Origin of the sequence: Xanthomonas sp. LF07-6 (assembly GCF_034105445.1) — a bacterium.
GTDB classification, from domain to species: domain Bacteria; phylum Pseudomonadota; class Gammaproteobacteria; order Xanthomonadales; family Xanthomonadaceae; genus Xanthomonas_A; species Xanthomonas_A sontii.
On record NZ_JAXGGI010000008.1, the window covers coordinates 66,077 to 85,791 of the forward strand.

The 19,715-nt window shown below is 63.8% G+C and carries 15 protein-coding genes; 8 read left to right on the forward strand and 7 right to left on the reverse strand.

Annotated elements, in window-relative coordinates; translation table 11 throughout:
• Window positions 1–10 precede the first annotated feature (10 nt).
• Complete coding sequence (locus SLW56_RS13530) at window positions 11–1,399, forward strand: sigma-54 dependent transcriptional regulator (protein WP_043095008.1); 1,389 nt, start codon at window positions 11–13, stop codon at window positions 1,397–1,399.
• Window positions 1,400–1,629: 230 nt separating this feature from the next.
• Here SLW56_RS13530 and pilB read toward each other — a convergent pair whose 3' ends face one another.
• Both pilB and SLW56_RS13540 read right to left on the reverse strand, forming a co-directional pair.
• Window positions 1,630–3,363: a type IV-A pilus assembly ATPase PilB gene (gene pilB / locus SLW56_RS13535; protein ID WP_320694982.1), complete on the reverse strand. Its 1,734-nt coding sequence runs from the start codon at window positions 3,361–3,363 to the stop codon at window positions 1,630–1,632.
• Between the two features lie 182 nt (window positions 3,364–3,545).
• Window positions 3,546–3,974, reverse strand: coding sequence for a pilin (locus SLW56_RS13540; protein WP_320694983.1), 429 nt, complete (start codon window positions 3,972–3,974; stop codon window positions 3,546–3,548).
• 357 nt (window positions 3,975–4,331) lie between these two features.
• Between SLW56_RS13540 and SLW56_RS13545 the strand changes: the two genes are divergently transcribed.
• Genes SLW56_RS13545 through coaE form a run of 3 tightly spaced genes read left to right on the forward strand, consistent with a single transcriptional unit; the run spans window position 4,332 to window position 7,104 of the window.
• A complete protein-coding gene (locus tag SLW56_RS13545) occupies window positions 4,332–5,591 on the forward strand; it encodes a type II secretion system F family protein (RefSeq protein ID WP_320694984.1) in 1,260 nt (419 codons plus the stop codon).
• Between the two features lie 6 nt (window positions 5,592–5,597).
• Entirely contained in the window at window positions 5,598–6,461 is an 864-nt protein-coding gene (locus SLW56_RS13550) for an A24 family peptidase (RefSeq protein WP_017910397.1), read from the forward strand.
• 13 nt (window positions 6,462–6,474) lie between these two features.
• Entirely contained in the window at window positions 6,475–7,104 is a 630-nt protein-coding gene (gene coaE / locus SLW56_RS13555) for a dephospho-CoA kinase (protein WP_152236200.1), read from the forward strand.
• A 109-nt stretch (window positions 7,105–7,213) separates the two neighbouring features.
• Here the strand turns inward: coaE and SLW56_RS13560 are convergent, their stop codons facing one another.
• The 4 genes from SLW56_RS13560 to rimK all read right to left on the reverse strand — a co-directional run bounded on the left by SLW56_RS13560 (window position 7,214) and on the right by rimK (window position 10,778).
• Window positions 7,214–8,548, reverse strand: coding sequence for a HAMP domain-containing sensor histidine kinase (locus tag SLW56_RS13560; protein ID WP_148828478.1), 1,335 nt, complete (start codon window positions 8,546–8,548; stop codon window positions 7,214–7,216).
• Entirely contained in the window at window positions 8,541–9,218 is a 678-nt protein-coding gene (locus SLW56_RS13565) for a response regulator transcription factor (protein WP_010340533.1), read from the reverse strand. The genes SLW56_RS13560 and SLW56_RS13565 overlap by 8 nt, the downstream gene beginning before the upstream one ends.
• A gap of 183 nt (window positions 9,219–9,401) precedes the next feature.
• Window positions 9,402–9,584 (reverse strand): hypothetical protein, encoded by a 183-nt coding sequence (locus SLW56_RS13570; protein WP_152239845.1) that lies wholly within the window; start codon window positions 9,582–9,584, stop codon window positions 9,402–9,404.
• 300 nt (window positions 9,585–9,884) lie between these two features.
• Window positions 9,885–10,778: a 30S ribosomal protein S6--L-glutamate ligase gene (gene rimK, locus SLW56_RS13575; RefSeq protein ID WP_026143298.1), complete on the reverse strand. Its 894-nt coding sequence runs from the start codon at window positions 10,776–10,778 to the stop codon at window positions 9,885–9,887.
• Between the two features lie 275 nt (window positions 10,779–11,053).
• Between rimK and SLW56_RS13580 the strand changes: the two genes are divergently transcribed.
• Window positions 11,054–13,363 (forward strand): TonB-dependent receptor, encoded by a 2,310-nt coding sequence (locus SLW56_RS13580; protein ID WP_320694985.1) that lies wholly within the window; start codon window positions 11,054–11,056, stop codon window positions 13,361–13,363.
• A gap of 398 nt (window positions 13,364–13,761) precedes the next feature.
• Here SLW56_RS13580 and SLW56_RS13585 read toward each other — a convergent pair whose 3' ends face one another.
• Window positions 13,762–15,810: a phospholipase C, phosphocholine-specific gene (locus SLW56_RS13585; protein ID WP_320694986.1), complete on the reverse strand. Its 2,049-nt coding sequence runs from the start codon at window positions 15,808–15,810 to the stop codon at window positions 13,762–13,764.
• Window positions 15,811–16,459: 649 nt separating this feature from the next.
• Here SLW56_RS13585 and SLW56_RS13590 point away from each other — a divergent pair.
• From SLW56_RS13590 to hxsC, 3 genes are read left to right on the forward strand one after another with little or no spacing between them, the layout of a single operon-like run.
• A complete protein-coding gene (locus SLW56_RS13590) occupies window positions 16,460–16,765 on the forward strand; it encodes a hypothetical protein (RefSeq protein ID WP_051067653.1) in 306 nt (101 codons plus the stop codon).
• Window positions 16,762–18,267 (forward strand): His-Xaa-Ser system radical SAM maturase HxsB, encoded by a 1,506-nt coding sequence (gene hxsB, locus SLW56_RS13595; protein WP_267092684.1) that lies wholly within the window; start codon window positions 16,762–16,764, stop codon window positions 18,265–18,267. Before SLW56_RS13590 ends, hxsB begins: the two co-directional genes overlap by 4 nt.
• Window positions 18,254–19,441, forward strand: a complete 1,188-nt coding sequence (hxsC, locus tag SLW56_RS13600; protein ID WP_267092685.1) for a His-Xaa-Ser system radical SAM maturase HxsC — start codon at window positions 18,254–18,256, stop codon at window positions 19,439–19,441. Before hxsB ends, hxsC begins: the two co-directional genes overlap by 14 nt.
• Window positions 19,442–19,715 lie beyond the last annotated feature (274 nt).

The following is a 19,715-nucleotide window of genomic DNA, read 5'->3' on the forward strand; positions in this document are numbered from 1 at the left end:
TTCCCTGCACATGAACGAAACCCGAAGCGCCCTGGTCGTCGATGACGAGCGCGACATCCGCGAGTTGCTGGTCCTGACCCTGGGCCGGATGGGGCTGCGCATCAGCACCGCCGCCAACCTCGCCGAAGCGCGCGAACTGCTGGCGAGCAATCCCTACGATCTGTGCATCACCGACATGCGCCTGCCCGACGGCAACGGCATCGAGCTGGTCAGCGAGATCGCCAAGCACTACCCGCGCACGCCCGTGGCGATGATCACCGCCTTCGGCAGCATGGACCTGGCGGTGGAAGCGCTGAAGGCCGGCGCGTTCGACTTCGTCAGCAAGCCGGTGGACATCCAGGTGCTGCGCGGCCTGGTCAAGCATGCGCTGGAACTCAACAACGAAAGCCGCGCCGCGCCGCCGCAGCCTGCCCCGGAGCAGGCCAGCCGGCTGCTCGGCGCCTCGGCGGCGATGGACGCCCTGCGCAGCACCATCGCCAAGGTCGCGCGCAACCAGGCGCCGGTCTACATCCTCGGCGAATCCGGCGTGGGCAAGGAACTGGTCGCGCGCACCATCCACGAACAGGGCGCCCGCTCCGCCGGCCCCTTCGTCCCGGTGAACTGCGGCGCGATCCCGGCCGAACTGATGGAAAGCGAGTTCTTCGGCCACAAGAAGGGCAGCTTCACCGGCGCCCACGCCGACCAGGCCGGCCTGTTCCAGGCCGCGCACGGCGGCACCCTGTTCCTCGACGAGGTCGCCGAACTGCCGCTGCCGATGCAGGTCAAGCTGCTGCGCGCGATCCAGGAAAAATCGGTCCGCCCGGTCGGCGCCGCCACCGAGGTGCCGGTGGACGTGCGCATCCTCTCGGCTACGCACAAGGACCTGGCCGACCTGGTCGCCGAGGGCCGCTTCCGCCACGACCTGTACTACCGCATCAACGTGATCGAACTGCGCGTGCCGCCGCTGCGCGAGCGCGGCGGCGACCTGCCGCAACTGGCCGCAGCGATCCTGGCGCGGCTGGCCAAGAGCCACGGCCGCCCCACCCCGCTGCTGTCGCCCTCCGCCCTGGACGCACTGAGCAGCTACGCCTTCCCCGGCAACGTGCGCGAACTGGAAAACATCCTCGAGCGCGCCCTGGCAATGGCCGAGGACGACCAGATCAGCGCCACCGACCTGCGCCTGCCGCAACCCGGCAACCACGCCCGCAGCGCCGCCGAAGCCGCCCCGGCCCTGCCGCGCGGCGTGGTCGACATCGACCCCAGCTCCTCCGCCCTGCCGTCCTACATCGAGCAACTCGAACGCGCCGCGATCCAGAAGGCGCTGGAAGAGAACCGCTGGAACAAGACCCGCACCGCCGCGCAACTGGGCATCACCTTTCGCGCGTTGCGCTACAAGCTGAAGAAGCTGGGGATGGAGTAGTGAAGCCGGGAATGGGGAATCGGGATTGGGGAATGGGAAAAGCCGATCTCCCGGCTGCTCTTAGCCCTTCGCCCAATTGAGCGGGGTAATGCGGTTGGGCGCAGCCGGCATTGTCCGCCCGCGCCAAGCGTCGAGAAGCCCGGGAACAATGCTTGGACTACCGGGAGATCAACAGGGACGGAAAAGCCGCTTTTCCGATTCCCCACTCCCGATTCCCCATTCCCGGCTCTTCAATCCTTCGTCACCCGATTGATCTCGGCCAGGCTGGTGATGCCGTTGCGGGCCTTGAGCAAGGCCGACTGGCGCAGGTCCTTGACGCCGATCTTCTGCGCGGCGCTGGCGATGTCCATGGCGTTGCCGCCCTGCAGCACGATCGCCGCGATCTCGTCGTTCATCGGCATCACCTGATAGATGCCGGTGCGGCCCTTGTAGCCCTCGGTGCACTCGTCGCAGCCGACCGCCTCGTACAGCTGGACGCCGGCGGCGATCTCCGCCTCGGTGAAGCCTTCGGCCAGCAAGGCCTTTTCCGGCAACTGGACCGGGCGCTTGCAGGTGTTGCACAGGCGCCGCGCCAGGCGCTGGGCGATGACCAGGGTCACCGAACTGGTGATGTTGTAGGGCGCGATGCCCATGTTCATCAGGCGCGCGATGGTCTGCGGCGCGTCGTTGGTGTGCAGGGTGGACAGCACCATGTGGCCGGTCTGCGCAGCCTTGATCGCGATCTCGGCGGTCTCCAGGTCGCGGATTTCGCCGACCATGATGATGTCCGGATCCTGGCGCAGGAACGAGCGCAGCGCCGCCGCGAAGGTCATGCCGCGCTTGTTGTTCTGCTGCACCTGGTTGACCCCGGGCAGGCGGATTTCGACCGGATCCTCGGCGGTGGAGATGTTGCGGGTATCGTCGTTGAGGATGCCCAGCGCGGTGTACAGCGACACCGTCTTGCCCGAGCCGGTGGGGCCGGTGACCAGGACCATGCCGTACGGCTTGTGGATCGCGTCCAGGAACAGCTTCTGCTGCTCCGGCTCGTAGCCGAGCTTGTCGATACCCAGCTTGGCCGCGCTGCCGTCCAGGATACGCAGCACGATCTTCTCGCCGAACAGCGTGGGCAGGGTGCTGACGCGGAAATCGATCTGCTTGTTCTTGGACAGATTGAGCTTGATGCGGCCGTCCTGCGGGACCCGCTTCTCGGCGATGTCCAGCTGCGCCATCACCTTCAGGCGCGCGGCGATGCGCTGGTTGAGCTTGACCGGCGCCTTGGCCACGCTCTTGAGCAGGCCATCGATGCGCAGGCGCACCCGGTAGTCGTCCTCGTAGGGCTCGAAGTGGATGTCGGACGCGCCGCGGCGGATCGCATCCACCAGCACCTTGTTCACGAACTTGACGACCGGGGTGTCCTCCCCCTTGGCGTCGATGCCGGTGTCGCCACCGCCGCCCATGTCCTCGTCGCCGCCGCCGACATCGAGGTTGTCCATGCCCTCGTCGTCGCCCAGCGCGCTGCCGAGGGAATCGTTGCTGGCCTGCCACTGCTCCAGGGTCCGGCGGATCTGGTCCTCGTCGACCAGGATCGGCTCCACCGTCAGATTGGTGTGGAACTTGATGTCGTCCAGCGCCCGGGTCTGGGTCGGGTTGCTGATGCCGACGAACAGGCGGCCGCCGCGCTTGAACAGCGGCAGCACCTGGTACTTCTGCAGCAACTCCTCGCTGACCAGCTTCATCGCGTTCTGGCTGGCATCGAAGACCGAGACATCCATCAACGGCATGCCGAACTCCACCGCATTGGCGGCGGCCAGCTGCGCGGCGGTGACCAGCTTCTTCTCGGAGAACCACTGCGGCAGCGGCACCTTGGCCTCGGCCGCCTGGGCCATGGCGGTCCGCGCCGCGGCTTCCTCCAGCGCACCGTCCTGCACGAGGCGGCGGGCGATACCGGTGATGCCGACTAGGTTTGCAGACACCTGAGTATTCATAAAACACCAAGATGCTATAAAAAGATCCAATGCCCAAACAAAATCCAGCCAAAAGGCAGGCCCGCCACTGCAGAATCAGTCAAACGTCAAAATGAAATGTAAACAGAAAATAAAAAGCCCGCCTTAAGCGGGCTTTTAAGGCTAAAGAAATGATTAAAAATCATCTCGATCGCCAAGTCATGTTACGGACAGGTTGACGGACGCAGCTTGGCAGCGACAGTGGTGGAGCAAGTCCACGCGCCAGCGACACCAGTGCCGGAGTTGTCGGCGGTGCGCGTCCACACGATGTTCTTTCCGTTCACCTGACCATTACCCTGAAGATTGCAGGTAAGGGTAGTGGCACCGCCAACCGCATAGTTCACCGTGATGGAGCTGCAGCGCTTAGTAGGCGTGGTCAGGCCGAAATCGGAAACATTAGTCGAAGCGGTACCACCGTCGGAGTTACGGGTCTCAGCAGCCACCTTTCCGGGGGTGATTTCGGCCAAGCCTGCAGCAACCTGCGACTTAGCGACATAGTCCTGGTACATCGGCAGCGCGATCGCGGCCAGAATGGCAATGATCGCAATCACGATCATCAATTCGATCAAAGTAAAGCCTTGCTGCTTCTTCATGGTAAACCCCTAGAGTGATGTGAAGTTAGGCACTCGCCCGCGGACCCTACTCCCCGAGCGCCGCGGCAAAGCGCCACGTGCAGGGTGAGCGAAGCAGATAGCGTGCCAACTTCCCACGCCACCTGGCTCCCTCCCCTTGTCCATGATGCCCCAGCAATGCAAACAGGCGACAGGCAAATCGGTGATTTGCGACAGACTAGGCCATCCGTCCATTTACGGCAAAAAGTGACACTTAGCGTCATACAAACCGGTCGAGAGCTACGCCAAAGGGATCCAAACGAGTGCCAGACGCCCAGGAAACCGATACCATGCTAGTCGTGTCCGCCCGGGGATGGCCGGACGGGGGAGACCACCGTAATGTCCGCAACGCGCAGCGCAGTCAAGAAAGAGCCGGTCGCACGCAGTACCAGTCAGCAGGTACCCTTCGTCTGGGAGGGCACGGACAAGCGCGGCATCAAGATGAAGGGCGAGCAGGTCGCCAAGAACGCCAATCTGTTACGCGCGGAACTGCGTCGACAGGGCATCACCCCTTCAGTGGTCAAACCCAAGCCCAAGCCATTGTTCGGCGCGGCGGGCAAGAAGATCAGCCCCAAGGACATCGCCTTCTTCAGTCGCCAGATGGCGACGATGATGAAGTCCGGCGTGCCCATCGTGGGATCGCTGGAGATCATCGCCAGCGGGCACAAGAACCCGCGCATGAAGAAGATGGTCGACCAGATCCGCACCGACATCGAGGGCGGCTCCTCGCTCTACGAGGCGGTGAGCAAGCATCCTGTGCAGTTCGATGAGCTGTACCGCAACCTGGTCAAGGCCGGCGAAGGCGCCGGCGTGTTGGAAACCGTGCTTGAAACGGTGGCGACCTACAAGGAAAACATCGAGGCGCTGAAAGGCAAGATCCGGAAAGCCTTGTTCTACCCCGCCATGGTCATGGCAGTCGCCCTGATCGTCAGCTCGATCCTGCTGGTCTGGGTGGTCCCGCAGTTCGAGGACGTATTCAAGGGGTTCGGCGCGGAACTGCCAGCCTTTACCCAGATGATCGTGGCCGCTTCGCGTTTCATGGTGGCTTACTGGTGGATGCTTCTGTTTGCAATGATTGGCACCATCGGCGGCTTCATCTTCGCCTACAAGCGCTCACCGGCGATGCAGCATGGCATGGATCGCCTGATTCTGAAGGTACCGGTCATCGGCCAGATCATGCACAACAGCTCGGTGGCGCGGTTCGCGCGCACGCTGGCGGTCACTTTCCGCGCCGGTGTACCGCTGGTGGAAGCGCTGGATATCGTCGCAGGCGCCACCGGAAATAGCGTCTACGAGACGGCTGTACTGCGCATGCGCGACGACGTCGCGGTTGGCTATCCGGTCAACATGGCGATGAAGCAAACCAACCTGTTCCCGCACATGGTCATCCAGATGACCGCGATCGGCGAAGAGGCCGGTGCGCTGGACGCGATGCTGTTCAAGGTCGCCGAGTACTTCGAGCAGGAAGTGAACAACGCGGTCGATGCCTTGAGCAGCCTGATCGAACCGTTGATCATGGTGTTCATCGGCACCATCGTCGGCGGCATGGTCATCGGCATGTACCTGCCGATCTTCAAGCTGGCCTCCGTCGTTGGATAAGTATTAATGGCATTTCTCGATCAACACCCCGGCCTCGGTTTCCCGGCCGCGGCCGGGCTCGGTCTGCTGGTGGGCAGCTTCCTAAACGTGGTCATCCTGCGCATGCCCAGGCGCATGGAATGGCAGTGGAAGCGCGATTCGCGCGAGATCCTGGAGCTGCCGGACATCTACGATCCGCCGCCGCCCGGCATCGTGGTGGAGCCGTCGCACTGTCCGCACTGCAAGCACAAGCTGGCCTGGTTCGAAAACATCCCGCTGTTCAGCTGGCTGGCGCTGCGCGGCAAGTGCCGCTACTGCCATGCGCCGATCTCGCCGCAGTACCCGCTGGTGGAGCTCCTTACCAGCCTGCTGGTAGTCGCCAGTGTGTGGCGCTTCGGTTTCGGCTGGCAGGGCTTCGGCGCGATCGTGTTCAGTTGTTTCCTGGTGGCATTGTCCGGCATCGACCTGCGCACGCGCCTGCTGCCGGACCAGTTGACCCTGCCGCTGATGTGGCTCGGCCTGATCGGCAGCATGGACAACCTGTACATGCCGGCCAAACCCGCCCTGCTCGGCGCCGCGGTCGGCTACTTCTCGCTGTGGTCGGTGTGGTGGCTGTTCAAGCAGATCACCGGCAAGGAGGGCATGGGCCATGGCGATTTCAAGCTGCTGGCCGCGATCGGCGCCTGGTGCGGCCTGAAGGGCATCCTGCCGACCATCCTGATCTCCTCCCTGGTCGGCGCGATCCTGGGTTCGTTGTGGCTGGCGGCCAAGGGCCGCGACCGCGCCACGCCGATCCCGTTCGGCCCCTATCTGGCGATCGCCGGCTGGATCACCTTCTTCTGGGGCACGGAGATCGTGGAGACCTACATGCGCTGGTCGGGACTGCGCTGACGGAGCCCAAGGCTTGACTGATTTCGTCGTCGGCCTGACCGGAGGCGTGGCCTCCGGCAAGAGCGAACTGAGCCGCCGCTTCGAGGCCAAGGGCATCGTCGTCGCCGATGCCGACCTCGCCGCGCGTGCGGTGGTCGCGCCCGGCCACCCCGCCCTGGCACAGATCGTGGCGCGGTTCGGGCCGCAGATCCTGCAGGACGATGGGCAACTCGACCGCGCAGCCCTGCGCCAGCGGATCTTCGAGGACGCAACGGCACGCCGCGACCTGGAAGCGATCACCCACCCGGCCATTCGCCGGTTGCTGCAGGAACAGTGCCGCGCGGCCGCCGGACCCTACGCGATCGCCGCCATCCCGTTGTTGACCGAGGTCGGTGCGCGCGCGCGCTATCCCTGGCTCGACCGGATCCTGGTGATCGACGCCCCCGAGGCGCTGCAACACGCCCGCCTGATGCAACGCGACGGCATCACCGCCGATCTGGCGCAGCGCATGCTGGCGGCCCAGGCCACCCGCGCAGAGCGCCTGGCCATCGCCGACGATGTGGTGGTCAACGACGGCGCCGCGGCGGCACTGCAGGAAGCGGTGGAGAAGCTGGACGAGCAGTACCGTGCGCTGGCTGCGGCCAAGGCGTCAACGTCTTTGTAGTTAGGCGCCCTTGTTCCCGCTGGGATCAGCCGCGATCATCTTCACCGGGGGAACGCCCGGTCGCGGCTGAAGCCACTCCTACGCGATGGACGAAGCGCCGTCGCCAGCCTCAGGCAGGCTTGAACCACAGTGTTGCCACCACGCCCTTGGTGGCGCCCGGACGCACGTTGACCTGCCAGCCATAGAGATCGCAGAGGCGACTGACGATGGACAGACCGATGCCGCCGCCCTGCGAATGGCCCGCGTGGGTGCCGCGGTAGCCGCGCTGGAACAGCTTGGCCGCGTCCTCCTCGCTCAGACCCGGGCCGGAATCGATCACCTGCACCGCGTCGCTCAGCACCCGCACCACCACCTGCCCTTCCTGGGTGTACTTGACGGCATTGCCGATCAGATTGCCCAGCGCCACCGACAGCGCCGCTTCCGGTGCATCGATGGTGAGGTTGCGCTCTCCTTCCAGCAGCAACTGCAGCGGCTTGCCGCCCAGTTGCGCGCGATGCGACTCGATCAACTGCTCGGCCACCTTGGCGACGTTGCTGTGTCCCTGCCCGCGCTCGTTGCGCGACAGCAGCAGCAGCGACCCGATCAAGTCGCTGCACTGCTGTTCGGCGCGCTGGATGCGCTGCAGGCGCTGCAGCACTTTCTCGTCGAGATTGGGCCGGGTCAGCAGCAGCTCGGTGGCGCCGCGGATCACTGCCAGCGGCGTGCGCAGTTCATGGCTGACGTCGGCATTGAACTCGCGGTCGCGCTGCACCACTTCGGTCAGGCGCGCCGAATAGTCGTCCAGCGCCTCGGCCAGCTGGCCGACCTCGTCGTCGGGGAAGTGCGGCGCCAGCGGCTTGGGGTCGCTGCTGCCGCGATAGGCGCGCAGGCGTGCGGCCAGGTCCGACACCGGCCGCATCACCCGCGACGCCGACCACCAGCCGATCACCAGCGACAACGCGCTGAACACCAGCACCGACAGGATCAGGGTGCGCTTGAGCTGCACCTCGCCCTGCATGGTCTGGGTCATGTCATAGGCGAGGAAGAACCAGACGTTCGGGGTCTTGCGCACCGCCACCTTGTAGGAGAACGGCTTGCCGGTTTCGTCGCGACCGGACACGTTGTGGATGCCGTCGGAGAAGTTGTACCACTCCGGCTGCTCGCGCCGCAGCGCCTCGAAGCGGTCGCTCTTGACCACCCGGCCGACCATCTGCTGCACCGGCAGGTCCGGGTTCTTCGACGGATCGGAGAAGAACCGGTGCGAGTATTCGTCGATGTTGCGGTTCAGCACCACCTCGACCAGCTGGTTCTCCACGCGTGCCCGCGCCCAGTTGGTGGCGAACGCGAACAGCGCCGTCAGGCCGAAGCCCAACAGCACGAACGAGAGGATGATGCGGCTGCGGAGGCGGCGGCGGTAGCGTCCGCGCCGCCGCACCACACGCGGCAACGCAGGCGCTTCAGGCATCGGGTGCGGCGATGCGGTAGCCGATGCCGTGGCGGGTCTGGATCATCGGCACGTCGAACGGCTTGTCCACCACCGCGCGCAGGCCATGGATATGCACGCGGAGGGAATCGGAATCGGGCAGTTCCTCGCCCCAGACGCGGGTTTCCAGTTCCTGCCGGGTCACCACCGCCGGCGCGGCTTCCATCAGCGCCTGCAGGATCTTCAGCGCGGTGGGATTGAGCTGCAGCAGCTTGCCCTGGCGACGCACTTCCAGCGTATCCAGGTTGTATTCCAGATCGCCGGTCTCCAGCACCCGGGTGTGCACGCCCTTGCCGCGGCGCGACAGCGCGTTGAGCCGCACTTCCACTTCCTGCAGCGCGAACGGCTTGATCAGGTAGTCGTCGGCGCCGGAATCGAAGCCGGCGAGCTTGTTGTCCAACGAATCGCGCGCCGTGAGCATCAGCACCGGCGTCTGCTTGCGCGCTTCGTTGCGCAGCTTGCGGCAGACCTCGATGCCGTCCATGCCGGGCAGATTGAGATCGAGCACGATCGCATCGAACTCGTGCACCACCGCCAGGTGCAGACCGGTGACGCCATCGGCGGCGAAATCGACGGTATGACCGCGATCCTCGAGGTAGTCGCCGAGATTGGCAGCGATGTCGCTGTTGTCTTCGATCACTAGAATTCGCACCAACATGTACCCCGTCAGTCGTACTACGTATCAGTAGAGTGCGCCGCGGATGCCGCGCCTCCTCGTCGTCCACGGCGGCACGCCGCCATGGTATTTGCAATGCGTTCCGATGGATGCCCAGGCGAACTTTCGCCCTCGCGATCCACCTGACGATTCGCTGCCTTGGACAGCGCGTCGCCGCTATCAGTTCTCGCTCCAGCCGATCCGCTCGCGAGCTTCAGCGCTCGCAAACGGCGCGGTCTGCCATTCGTTCTTCGGCAACGCCTGCGCCAAGCCAGGCTCGCCTCCTTCTTGAACACGTTCACCCGAGTCAGATCGCTGCCGAATTGTACTGAGTTGCCGCGCGAACACTTTCTTCACGTTCATGGGCGCCTCACCTTGGCGCCATGACCGATCAGGGCTTCCTGCATTCCGCAGTTCCCCCTATTGCGTCGCAATGTAGCCGCCGCGCAAACATGCCCGCAAGCGCGCCCCGGCGTCGGCCGGGGTCTGCGATCGCCAACAAATCGCCCAAGAAAAAGACCCAGGCAGCGGGGCTGCCTGGGCCGAAAGTTTTTCTATCCCGATTACCGTTCCTGCTGAGGAGGGCAGAGCTGCGGTCCGAGGAAGCTTACGCAGGGCGGAATTAAACCGGTGTTAAGCCAGAACGCACGGCCAGTAATGCGACTAAGCCCCTGATTTCTTTCGTTTCAGGCAAGCTTCGAGGTGCTCAATGACCTTACCGGCGATATCCAGCCCGCAGACCGTCTCGATGCCTTCCAGGCCCGGGGTGGAGTTGACCTCCAGCACCAGCGGCCCGCGCTTGGAGCGAATCAGATCGACGCCGGCCACACCCAGGCCCAGCGCCTTGGCCGAGCGTACCGCGACCTCCTGCTCGCCACGGCTGGCCGCGGTCTTCTCGGCGGTGCCGCCCAGATGCAGGTTGGAGCGGAAGTCGCCCTCCGGCGCGGTGCGGCGCATCGCCGCCACCACCTGGTTGCCGACCACGAAGCAGCGCAGGTCGGCGCCCTCGGCCTCGCCGATGAACTCCTGCACCAGGAAATTGGCATACAGCCCGCGCAGCGCCTCGACCACGCCGCGCGAGGCGCTGGCCTTCTCGGTCAGGATCACCCCGGTGCCCTGGGTGCCCTCGTTCAACTTCACCACATGCGGCGGCGGGCCGAGCATGGACAGCAGATCGCCGGTGTCGTCCGGGTTGTCGCCGAACACGGTCATCGGCATGTCGATGCCCTTGGCCGCCAGCAGTTGGTGCGCACGCAGCTTGTCGCGGGCGCGCAGGATCGCGTCGGACGGGTTGGGCGTGCAGACGCCCATCATCTCCAGTTGCCGCAGCACCGCGGTGCCGTAGCGGGTCACCGAATTGCCGATGCGCGGGATCACTGCGTCGTAGCCGGTGATCGGCTTGCCCTTGTAATGCATGGTGAAAGCGCCGGCGGCGATGCGCATGTAGCAGCGCAGCGGGTCGAGCACGCGCACCGTGTGCCCGCGTTCGCGGCCGGCCTCGACCAGGCGCCGGGTCGAGTACAGCTTGGTATTGCGGGACAGGATGGCGAGCTTCATCGAAGGCGGCGGCGGTGGCTGGCCCGGCATCATACGTCGCGCCACCGGCGCCGCGATGCCGCGCGTCGCCGCCGCCCGCGCGGCAAGGCCGGGATCGGCGGTGATCGCCATCACCAACGTTCCGCGTGCTGTCCCACAGCCGACATCGGACCGCCCCGAAACGTTCACAAAACCGTTGCATCTTGGCGGGCGGGCCGCGTACCGGCCCGGTGCCGGCTGCCCGCGCCCCGCGCGGCAGGACCGGAACGTCTCCCCCTCTTGATTGGTGACTTTCGATGACCCCCACTTCCAGATCCTTGCGCCCGCACGCGCTGGTGCTCGCCATCGTGTCCGCCCTGCCGGCCTTCGCCGCGCTGGCCGAGACCGCGCCGGCCGCCGCCACCGCAACCGCCGATGCGGCGGCCAGTGCGAGCGGCAACGATGCCACCATGCTCGACGCGATCACCGTCGTGTCCAGCGGCACCACCCGCCAGGTGCAGCGCATCACCCGTGAGGACATCGGAATCGCCGCCCCCGGCACCAGCGCGCTGAAGGTCCTGGACAAGCTGCCCGGCGTGCAGTTCCAGTCGGCCGACCCGTTCGGCGCCTACGAATGGTCCACCGCGATCAGCCTGCACGGGTTCGACCAGAGCCGCCTCGGCTTCACCCTGGACGGCGTGCCGCTGGGCAACATGAGCTACGGCGTCACCGATGGCCTGCAGGTGACCCGCGCGATCATTTCCGAGAACGTGGCCTCGGTGGAGCTGGCGCAGGGCGCCGGCGGCCTGGGCACGCCGTCGAGCAGCAACCTCGGCGGCACCGTGCGCTACTACTCCGCCGATCCGGATGCCGACGCCGGCTTCCGCTTCAGCCAGACCCTCGGCTCCGACAGCACCCGCCGCACCTACCTGCGCGGCGACACCGGCGACATCCACGGCTTCTCGCTGTACACCTCGCTGGTGCACGGCGAAATGGACAAGTGGAAGGGCTACGGCAACAACGAGTACAACCAGGCCAACGCCAAGGCGCTGTACCAGTGGGGCGACGGCAACCGGGTCAGCCTGTACCTGGACAGCTCGCACCGCAAGGAATACGACATCATGGACCTGTCGCTGACCTCGCAGCGGGTCCTCGGCTGGGACTGGGACTACCTGATGCCGGACTGGAACAGCGCGGTGCAGATCGCCAACGCGCTCAACGGCAAGGGCAGCTACCCGGCCAGCCTCAACGGCCTGCCGGCCGACTACGACAAGGCCGACGCGTCCTACTACTCCGGCGCCGGCCTGCGCCGCGACAACCTGGCCGCGCTCAGCGGCACGTTCAACCTCGGCGGCAGCGCCACGCTGAACCTGACCGGCTACTACCACGACAACAACGGCGAAGGCCAGTGGACCACGCCGTACGTCGCGTCCTCGCCCAGCGTGCCGCTGTCGATGCGCACCACCGACTACCGCCTCAACCGCCATGGCGTCACCGGCTCGCTGAACTTCACCGTGGCCGGCAACGAGATCGAGATCGGCGGCTGGTACCAGAACGCCAAGACCGTGCAGGAGCGCAACTACTTCCTGCTCGACGGCCCGTTCACCGATCTGTACTACTTCAACAAGAACGGCACCCTGTTCGCGCGCGGCTTCGCCCAGCACTACGATACCGACACGACCATGGTCTACGCGCAGGACACGCTGCGCCTGATGGACGAGCGCCTGACCCTGAACTTCGGCGCCAAGAAGCTGATCGTCGACACCACCGCGCAGTCGCAGGTGCCGTCCGCGTCCAATGCCGCCGGCGAGATCAAGGCCGATTCGGACCTGCTGCCGCAGGTCGGCATCAACTACAAGATCGACGATCACCAGGAGGTCTACGCCTCCTACAACAAGAACATGGCCGGCTTCGGCTTCACCCCGTTCCAGGAATCGCAGACCGCGTTCAATGCGATCAAGGGCTCGCTGGAGCCGGAGACCGCGCAGACCTACGAACTGGGTTACCGCGTGCGCAGCGCCGGCGTGGAAGCGTCGCTGGCGCTATACCACACCACCTTCGACGACCGCCTGCTGGTGACCTCGCCGTGCAGCGCGATCCAGACCTGCTCGGCCACGCTCAACAACGTCGGTTCGGTGCGTAGCCAGGGTGCCGACCTGGCGGTGATCTGGCGTCCGATCGAACAGCTGCGCTGGCTGAACTCGCTGTCCTATGACGACTCGACCTACCAGGACGACTACCTCAACGGCGGCGTGGTGGCGACCTCCGGCAAGCGCGTGGTCGGCATCCCCGAGTGGATGTTCTCCAGCAGCCTGGCCTACGAAAACGCCGGCTGGCACGCCTCGCTGGACGGCAAGTACACCGGCCGCCGCTACATCAGCTACCTCAACGACTCGTCGGTGCCCAGCTACTGGCGCTTCGACCTCAGCGCCGGCTACGACTTCGGCCAGGTCGGCATGTTCCAGAACCTGGGGCTGAGCGCGAACGTCACCAACCTGTTCGACAAGCGCTACTTCGCCACCGTCGGCACCAACGGCTACGTCGTCTCCGACCCCAACGGCTACAACCAGACGCTGATGGCCGGTGCGCCGCGCCAGTTCTTCGTCACCTTCAGCGGCAAGTTCTGAGCCGACGCGACACTGCCAGGGAAAGCATCACGCGCCGCCGCTGCTCTTGCAGCGGCGGCGTTTGCGTTTTGGGCGAACATACAGGCGCGGGGATGACCATGCAGCATTGGCCATCGTTTCAGAATCGCATGCGCTCGAAAGGATCGCGACTGAATCTGCCGCCAGAGCCGGCGCATCGCGAGGTGTCATGCGCAGCTGCTGGCGGCGACGTCGAAACCCATGCTCCTTGTGAGAGGGACTTCAGTCCCGACTGCAGCGAGGTCAAGGCGCCGACGGCCTCGCTTGGCGAACCCGGATCACAGCGGCTCCTGCAGCGGCCACATTACCTATAGGTCCTGCTCCAGCAACATCCGTGCTCAGCCAGAAACTGGCCACGCATCGGAGCGCCAGTGCAGCCACTACGCGTCGACCGCGCGGCCGATCGCCGGATCGCTCATGCTCGGCCGGCCGGTCTCGATGTGTCCGGCCAGGCGCCGCCGCCACTGCGGCAAAGTCGCGCTGTCGATGGTCAGGTCATACCAGTGGTGCTGCGCCTGCAACGGCAGACGCAGGACGGTGCGATCACCGGCAGCCAGCGTGATCGCCTGCTCGCCACCATCGCCGCGATACCCGTCGCGCACGCGCAACGCGCAGGGCTGCTCACCGGCATTGACCAGCGTCAGCAGCAAGCATTGCGCGGCAGCATCGTAGTCGGCCTCTGCCTGCAGACCGGCATCGCCGATCCCGTCGCCATGGAACTCGCGCAGGAACCCGTTGGGGCCATGCACGCGCAACGCGTAGCCGGCATCGGCGGCAGCGCCGCGCCAGGGGCGCGCATCCTGCAGCTCGCTGCCGGCGGCCAGCGTGTAGAACCAGGGCCCGGCCACACCCTCGTCGGCATAGGCATTGAGCGCAACGCCGGCCGTGCCGCGGTTGCGCATGCGCAACACGCGCGCATCCGCCTGCACCTCTAGCCGCACATCGAAATCGTAGGGCAGCGCGCGTGCCGGGCGCTGCCCGGGCTCCTGCACCGGCAGCGCCTGCTGGGCAGGGCGCTGTGGCGGCGGCAGCGTCGCGGTGGCATCGATGCGGGCGATGTAATCGCGGGTGTCCGGCAAGGCCACCGGCGCCGAATCGTGGCCGACGAAGTCCAGCGTGGAAGTCAGATCGCCGGCAACCGCACGGCGCCAGGGATTGATGTTCGGCTCCATCACGCCGAAACGCTGCTCCAGGAAGCGCAGCACCGAGGTGTGGTCGAACACCTGCGAGTTCACCCAGCCGCCGCGGCTCCACGGCGACACCACCAGCATCGGCACCCGCGGCCCCAGCCCGACCGGCACGCCGTGATAGTCCTCGCCATGCAGGTCCACGTTGCTGGCGCCCAGCTCCGGCCGGATCGCCGGCAACGCCGGCGGCACGTGGTCGAAGAAGCCGTCGTTCTCGTCGTAGTTGATCAGGAACACCGTCTTCGACCAGACCTCCGGCGAAGCGGCCAGCACCTCCAGCAGCCGCGCGCTCAAGGATTCGCCATAGGCCGGGGTGGCCTCGGGATGCTCGCTGAGCAGGTACGGCGCGACGATCCACGACACCTGCGGCAGCGTACCGGCGCGCACGTCGCGCTCGAACGCGGCCACCAGATGTTCGCCACGCGAGGCCTTGGCGTTGTCGGCGGTGGAACCAGGCACGATGGCGCGGCCGCGGCGGTACAACGGCGAGGCACGGTCCAGCTTGCGAAAGTTGGCGAAGTACGGATGGCTGTTGTCGCCGTAGTTGTCGAACTCCTGATAGACCTGCCAACTGATGCCGGCCTGTTGCAGGCGCTCGGAGTAGGTGCTCCAGGTATAGCCGGGAAAGCGCGGATTGTCGCGCGCCATGTCCGCGGTCCAGTTGCCGTCGTCGCGGTTGTTCACCGCCTGCTCGCCGTCGTTGCCGACGCTCAGGCCGCTGGTGCCGGTGAACATGTACATGCGATTGGGATTGGTCGGGCCGAACAGCGAGGCGTGGTAGCCGTCGCAAAGGGTGAAGGCATCGGCCAGCGCGTAGTAGAACGGCAGGTCCTCGCGTTGGAAGTGGCCCATGCTCATCGCGCTCTTCTGCGCGATCCAGGCATCGTGGTGCTTCCAGGTCTCGTGCGAGCCCTTCCAGTCGTGGTTGAGATCCTTCATCCACTGCGCGCTGCTGGTCTGGCTGTTGAGCCGGAACGGCAATACATAGCGGTCGCTGCCCTTGCGCTCGGGCTGGTACCAGACCGGCTTGCCGCTGGGCAGCCGCAGCGGCCGCGGATCGCCATAGCCGCGCACCCCGCGCAGGCAGCCGAAGTAATGATCGAAGGAGCGGTTCTCCTGCATCAGGATCACCACATGCTGCACGTCCTGCAGCGTGCCGGTGACCCGCGCCGGCGGCACCGCCAGCGCACTGCGGATGACGCCCGGCAACAGCGGCATGGTCGCGCCAGCCCCGAGGACCATGGACGTGCGGGTGAGAAAACGACGACGGCTGTGATCGACCACGAGAAGCAACACCGGCAACGAGCGAACGCTCAGGCGTTTGCCAGCCTAGCGCTGGTCGATGAAGCGGGTTTGACAGCGACGTCCTCGCTGCGACAGACGCAGTCCGGCTCAGGGTCTTCGAACAGAGCTGCGCAGCACGGTGCGACCACATCGACAACGTGTCGAAGCGCGGCCAGGAAAGGGAGAAATTGCGGAGCGAACTCGGTATTGCAGCGCTCAGTAAGCGCGAAAGCGCTTGCACCAGATGGAGCGGACGATGGGAACAGAATCCAACTCACCCCAACCCATTGATTCGCTTAATTTTTAGGCAGCCAAGGGACCCAAAAGGACACCTCAAACGCTACCTGACTCTACAAGGGCGCAAGCAGCCCCTCAAGCGAGCAGGTTTACCGATTAATTGCTGCCTTAGGTGGAACACAGGCCCATACGGGGACTTTCTTACGACGAACCAACGCCGCACGGCACCACAAGGTAAGCCGTCACCCGATTGGGTCTACTGAGGTAGACAATTTGCCAGCGCTCTGCTTCTTGCTTTGCAAGCTACCGGCTCAGTAGAGCAAAGTCTTTGTCGAACCGCAGGGGGGCTGCGGCGGGAACCGCAGAGAACATGAACAGCCTCAGGGTTGCGCTTGATCGGCGCTTATTCAGCGACGACGTGGTCGTTCGAACTGTTCATCGCTACACCGCTCTTTTGGGTGTTGAAATCCTCAGCACTGATACCGCGTTGGGTGTGGTTCTTACACCGCTTGACGGAAATGAGTTGCCACCAGATTTGAAGGCCCGATTCATGAACGATGCGCTCGATGAGCGTCTTCGTGAATCTGTCCGTATCGAGACTGCTCAACTCCAGCGAGACCTCATCCAGGCTGCTCTTCGCGAGGCACAGCCTCTAAAGCCGCTGCTATCCCTATGAAGTTTCGGCCTCCTCACGCATTTACAGGCAAAGCCGCACCCTACCGCCTTTTGCCTCTTCGCTTCCGTCGCTTGCCCTGGGATCCAAAGCGCGTCTTCGTATCTTCCTTGGCAGGAGATTGGATGACGATGGAGCATTCCCTTTTCAGGCGCCTTGTTGAGCACGATCTCCCGCTTGACCATCCGGCCCTACCCGACCTGCAAGCCAGGCACATGGTTGTGCTTGACCAAGATCGAAGCTCTCTCGCGCCGGTCATCAGCCAGTTTCGCACTCGCAAGTCTTATCTCTTTGATGGACCAGCCCTCCACATCTTCGTCGTCTCTTTGCGCTGCCACCACACCTGCAACTATTGCCAAGTGTCTCGCCAGCAAACGAGCGCAACTCAGTTTGACATGAGCGGGCAAGCGGCTGCTTTAGCAGTCGACCGACTCTTCGAGTGGCCAAGCCCCGAATTGACCATCGAGTTCCAAGGCGGCGAGCCTCTGCTTCACTTCGATCAAGTCCGCTCGCTCACTGAACAAATAGTTGCTCGAAATGTACAAGAAAAAAGGGCATTGCGTTTTGTCCTTGCCTCAACACTGCATGATCTCACCGATAGTCAACTGAGCTTCTTCAAGGAGCATCGCTTCAAACTTTCGACATCGTTGGATGGGCCGGAGTGGCTGCACAATGCCAATCGTCCTCGCCCGGAGCGCGATAGCTATCGCCGAACGGTCGACGGGATTGAGCGGGGGCGCGCTGCGCTAGGTGACGATGCGGTTTCTGCACTGACGACCCTGACTAAGCGCAGTCTCGAAGTGCCAAGGGCAATCATCGATGAATACCGCAAGCTTGGCTTTCACTCGATCTCTCTCCGGCCATTGAGCCCATACGGCTTTGCGGTCAAAACGCGCCATCGCAACGGCTATTCGATGAGCGCTTTCTTAGACTTCTACGCTCAAGCCTTGGACTACCTGATCGACATCAATTGCGGCGGTTTTCAGATGGGGGAAACCTATGCCAGCTTGCTGCTATCCCAGCTTCTAGGCTCATTTGCCCATGGCTATGTGGATCTTCGTTCACCCACCGGGGCGGGGTTCGGAGCAGTGATTTACGACTACGATGGACAAGCCTACCCATCCGATGAAGCACGAATGCTTGCTTCCATGGGTGACCCACGCTTTTCGCTTGGCCGAGTCGACCAGAGCGTTACAGATTGGTTGAAGTCGCCTGCCATGATGCAACTTATGGCAGGCGGCGTTGCAGAAGCACTTCCAACTTGTAGCGACTGTGCCTATGTGCCGCTTTGCGGCGCCGACCCTGTCGATCACTTCGCGCGCCAAGGCGATACGATTGGCCACCGCCCGACAAGCGACTTCTGTCAGCGCCAAATCGGCCTGTTTGATCTGCTCTTGAAACGATATGAGCAAGCAAGCCAGGAAGAACGCGCGGTGCTGGAACAATGGGCAATCCAATCAACGCCTTCGGAAGATGCCAAGGGTGGGCTTCATGCTGCCGCTTGACACAAAGGCAACCATCTCGGGTCACGCTCAACCACATCTGCTCAAAGTAGCGGGCTTAGAAGAGATTGCCAATGCGAACCACCCCATCGAGAGGATGGCGCTGGATCTTCGCATGATCCCGCCGCATGCACTATCTTCAAACCTGATCGATCTGCCTTGGGCAGGCTTTGTGACTGAGGCGGGCAAGCCGATAGTGTCCGGGCGAGTTTCGATTGCAATGCATGGGGACCCGGCCATTGTGCGTCCAGGTGATGTCATTGAGCTTGATCCTTTACGACAAAAGGTCGCTATTCGCTATCGTCGAGGTGCCAAAGGAAATGTGCTTTTCACGACTGAGCGGTGCAACAGCTTTTGTCTGATGTGCTCTCAACCTCCTCGACAGGTTCAAGATGACTGGCGGGTTGAACATCTTTGCGAACTCATTGAGTTGATTGACCGTTCTGAGTCATCGCTTGCCATCAGTGGTGGAGAGCCGACGCTGCTTGGCGCCGGCCTTCGACGAGTGATTGAAAAATGCAAGGAGTCTCTTCCTGAAACCCAGCTCCATGTTCTTTCAAATGGCCGCTTACTGAGCAATCAGGCCTTGACCTCCTCATTTGAAGGCCTGACACCGCGTCTGAGCTGGGGCGTACCGCTCTATGGCGATCACTACGCGCTTCATGACTATGTGGTTCAAAGTGAGGGCGCGTTCGCCCAGACCGTTCGAGGTCTCTACGCTTTGGAAGCAGCAAAGCAGCGTGTGGAAGTCAGAGTGGTCTTAGTCAAGCCTTCTTTTGAGCGTTTGCGGCAGATCACGCGCTTCATCTTGCGCAATCTCTCGTTCGTTGAGCATGTCGCTTTGATGGGTATTGAGCCCGTCGGATTTGCCAAGGCTCATTACGAAGCGCTGTGGGCTGATCCGTTTGACTATGCTGATACGCTCACCGCGTCCACCCAAGCGCTGAGTCAGGCAGGCATGGCCGTTTCGCTTTACAACCTTCCACTCTGCACCATTCCAAAAGATCTTTGGCCGTTTGCCAAGCGCAGCATCTCTAACTGGAAGAATGACTACTTGGAAAGTTGCTCCGCTTGCTTTGTCAAAGATCAGTGTGGCGGCTTCTTCTCTTGGGTGACGCCCCAATGGACCAGTCGCGCCGTTAATCCCATCAAGGAAGTCCAATGTCTAATGCATTAGTCCTCGCAGGCTCAACGCTTGGTGCTTTCAGCACAGAGCCGCCCCAAACACCCGTGGGCCTGAACGATCTGGTGGAGATGGACGGCAAATATGCAACGGTGTTGAGTTCGCCCCTGAATGAGGGGCGGCACAACCTGTATGCGGGACATCGATCTCATAGTTCCCACAGTTCACATAGCTCCCATAGCTCCCACTCTTCCGGGTCGGGTAGCTCGTATCGCTCTTACACGCCTGCGCCGACTTACACCGCCCCCTCGACTTACAGCGCACCTGC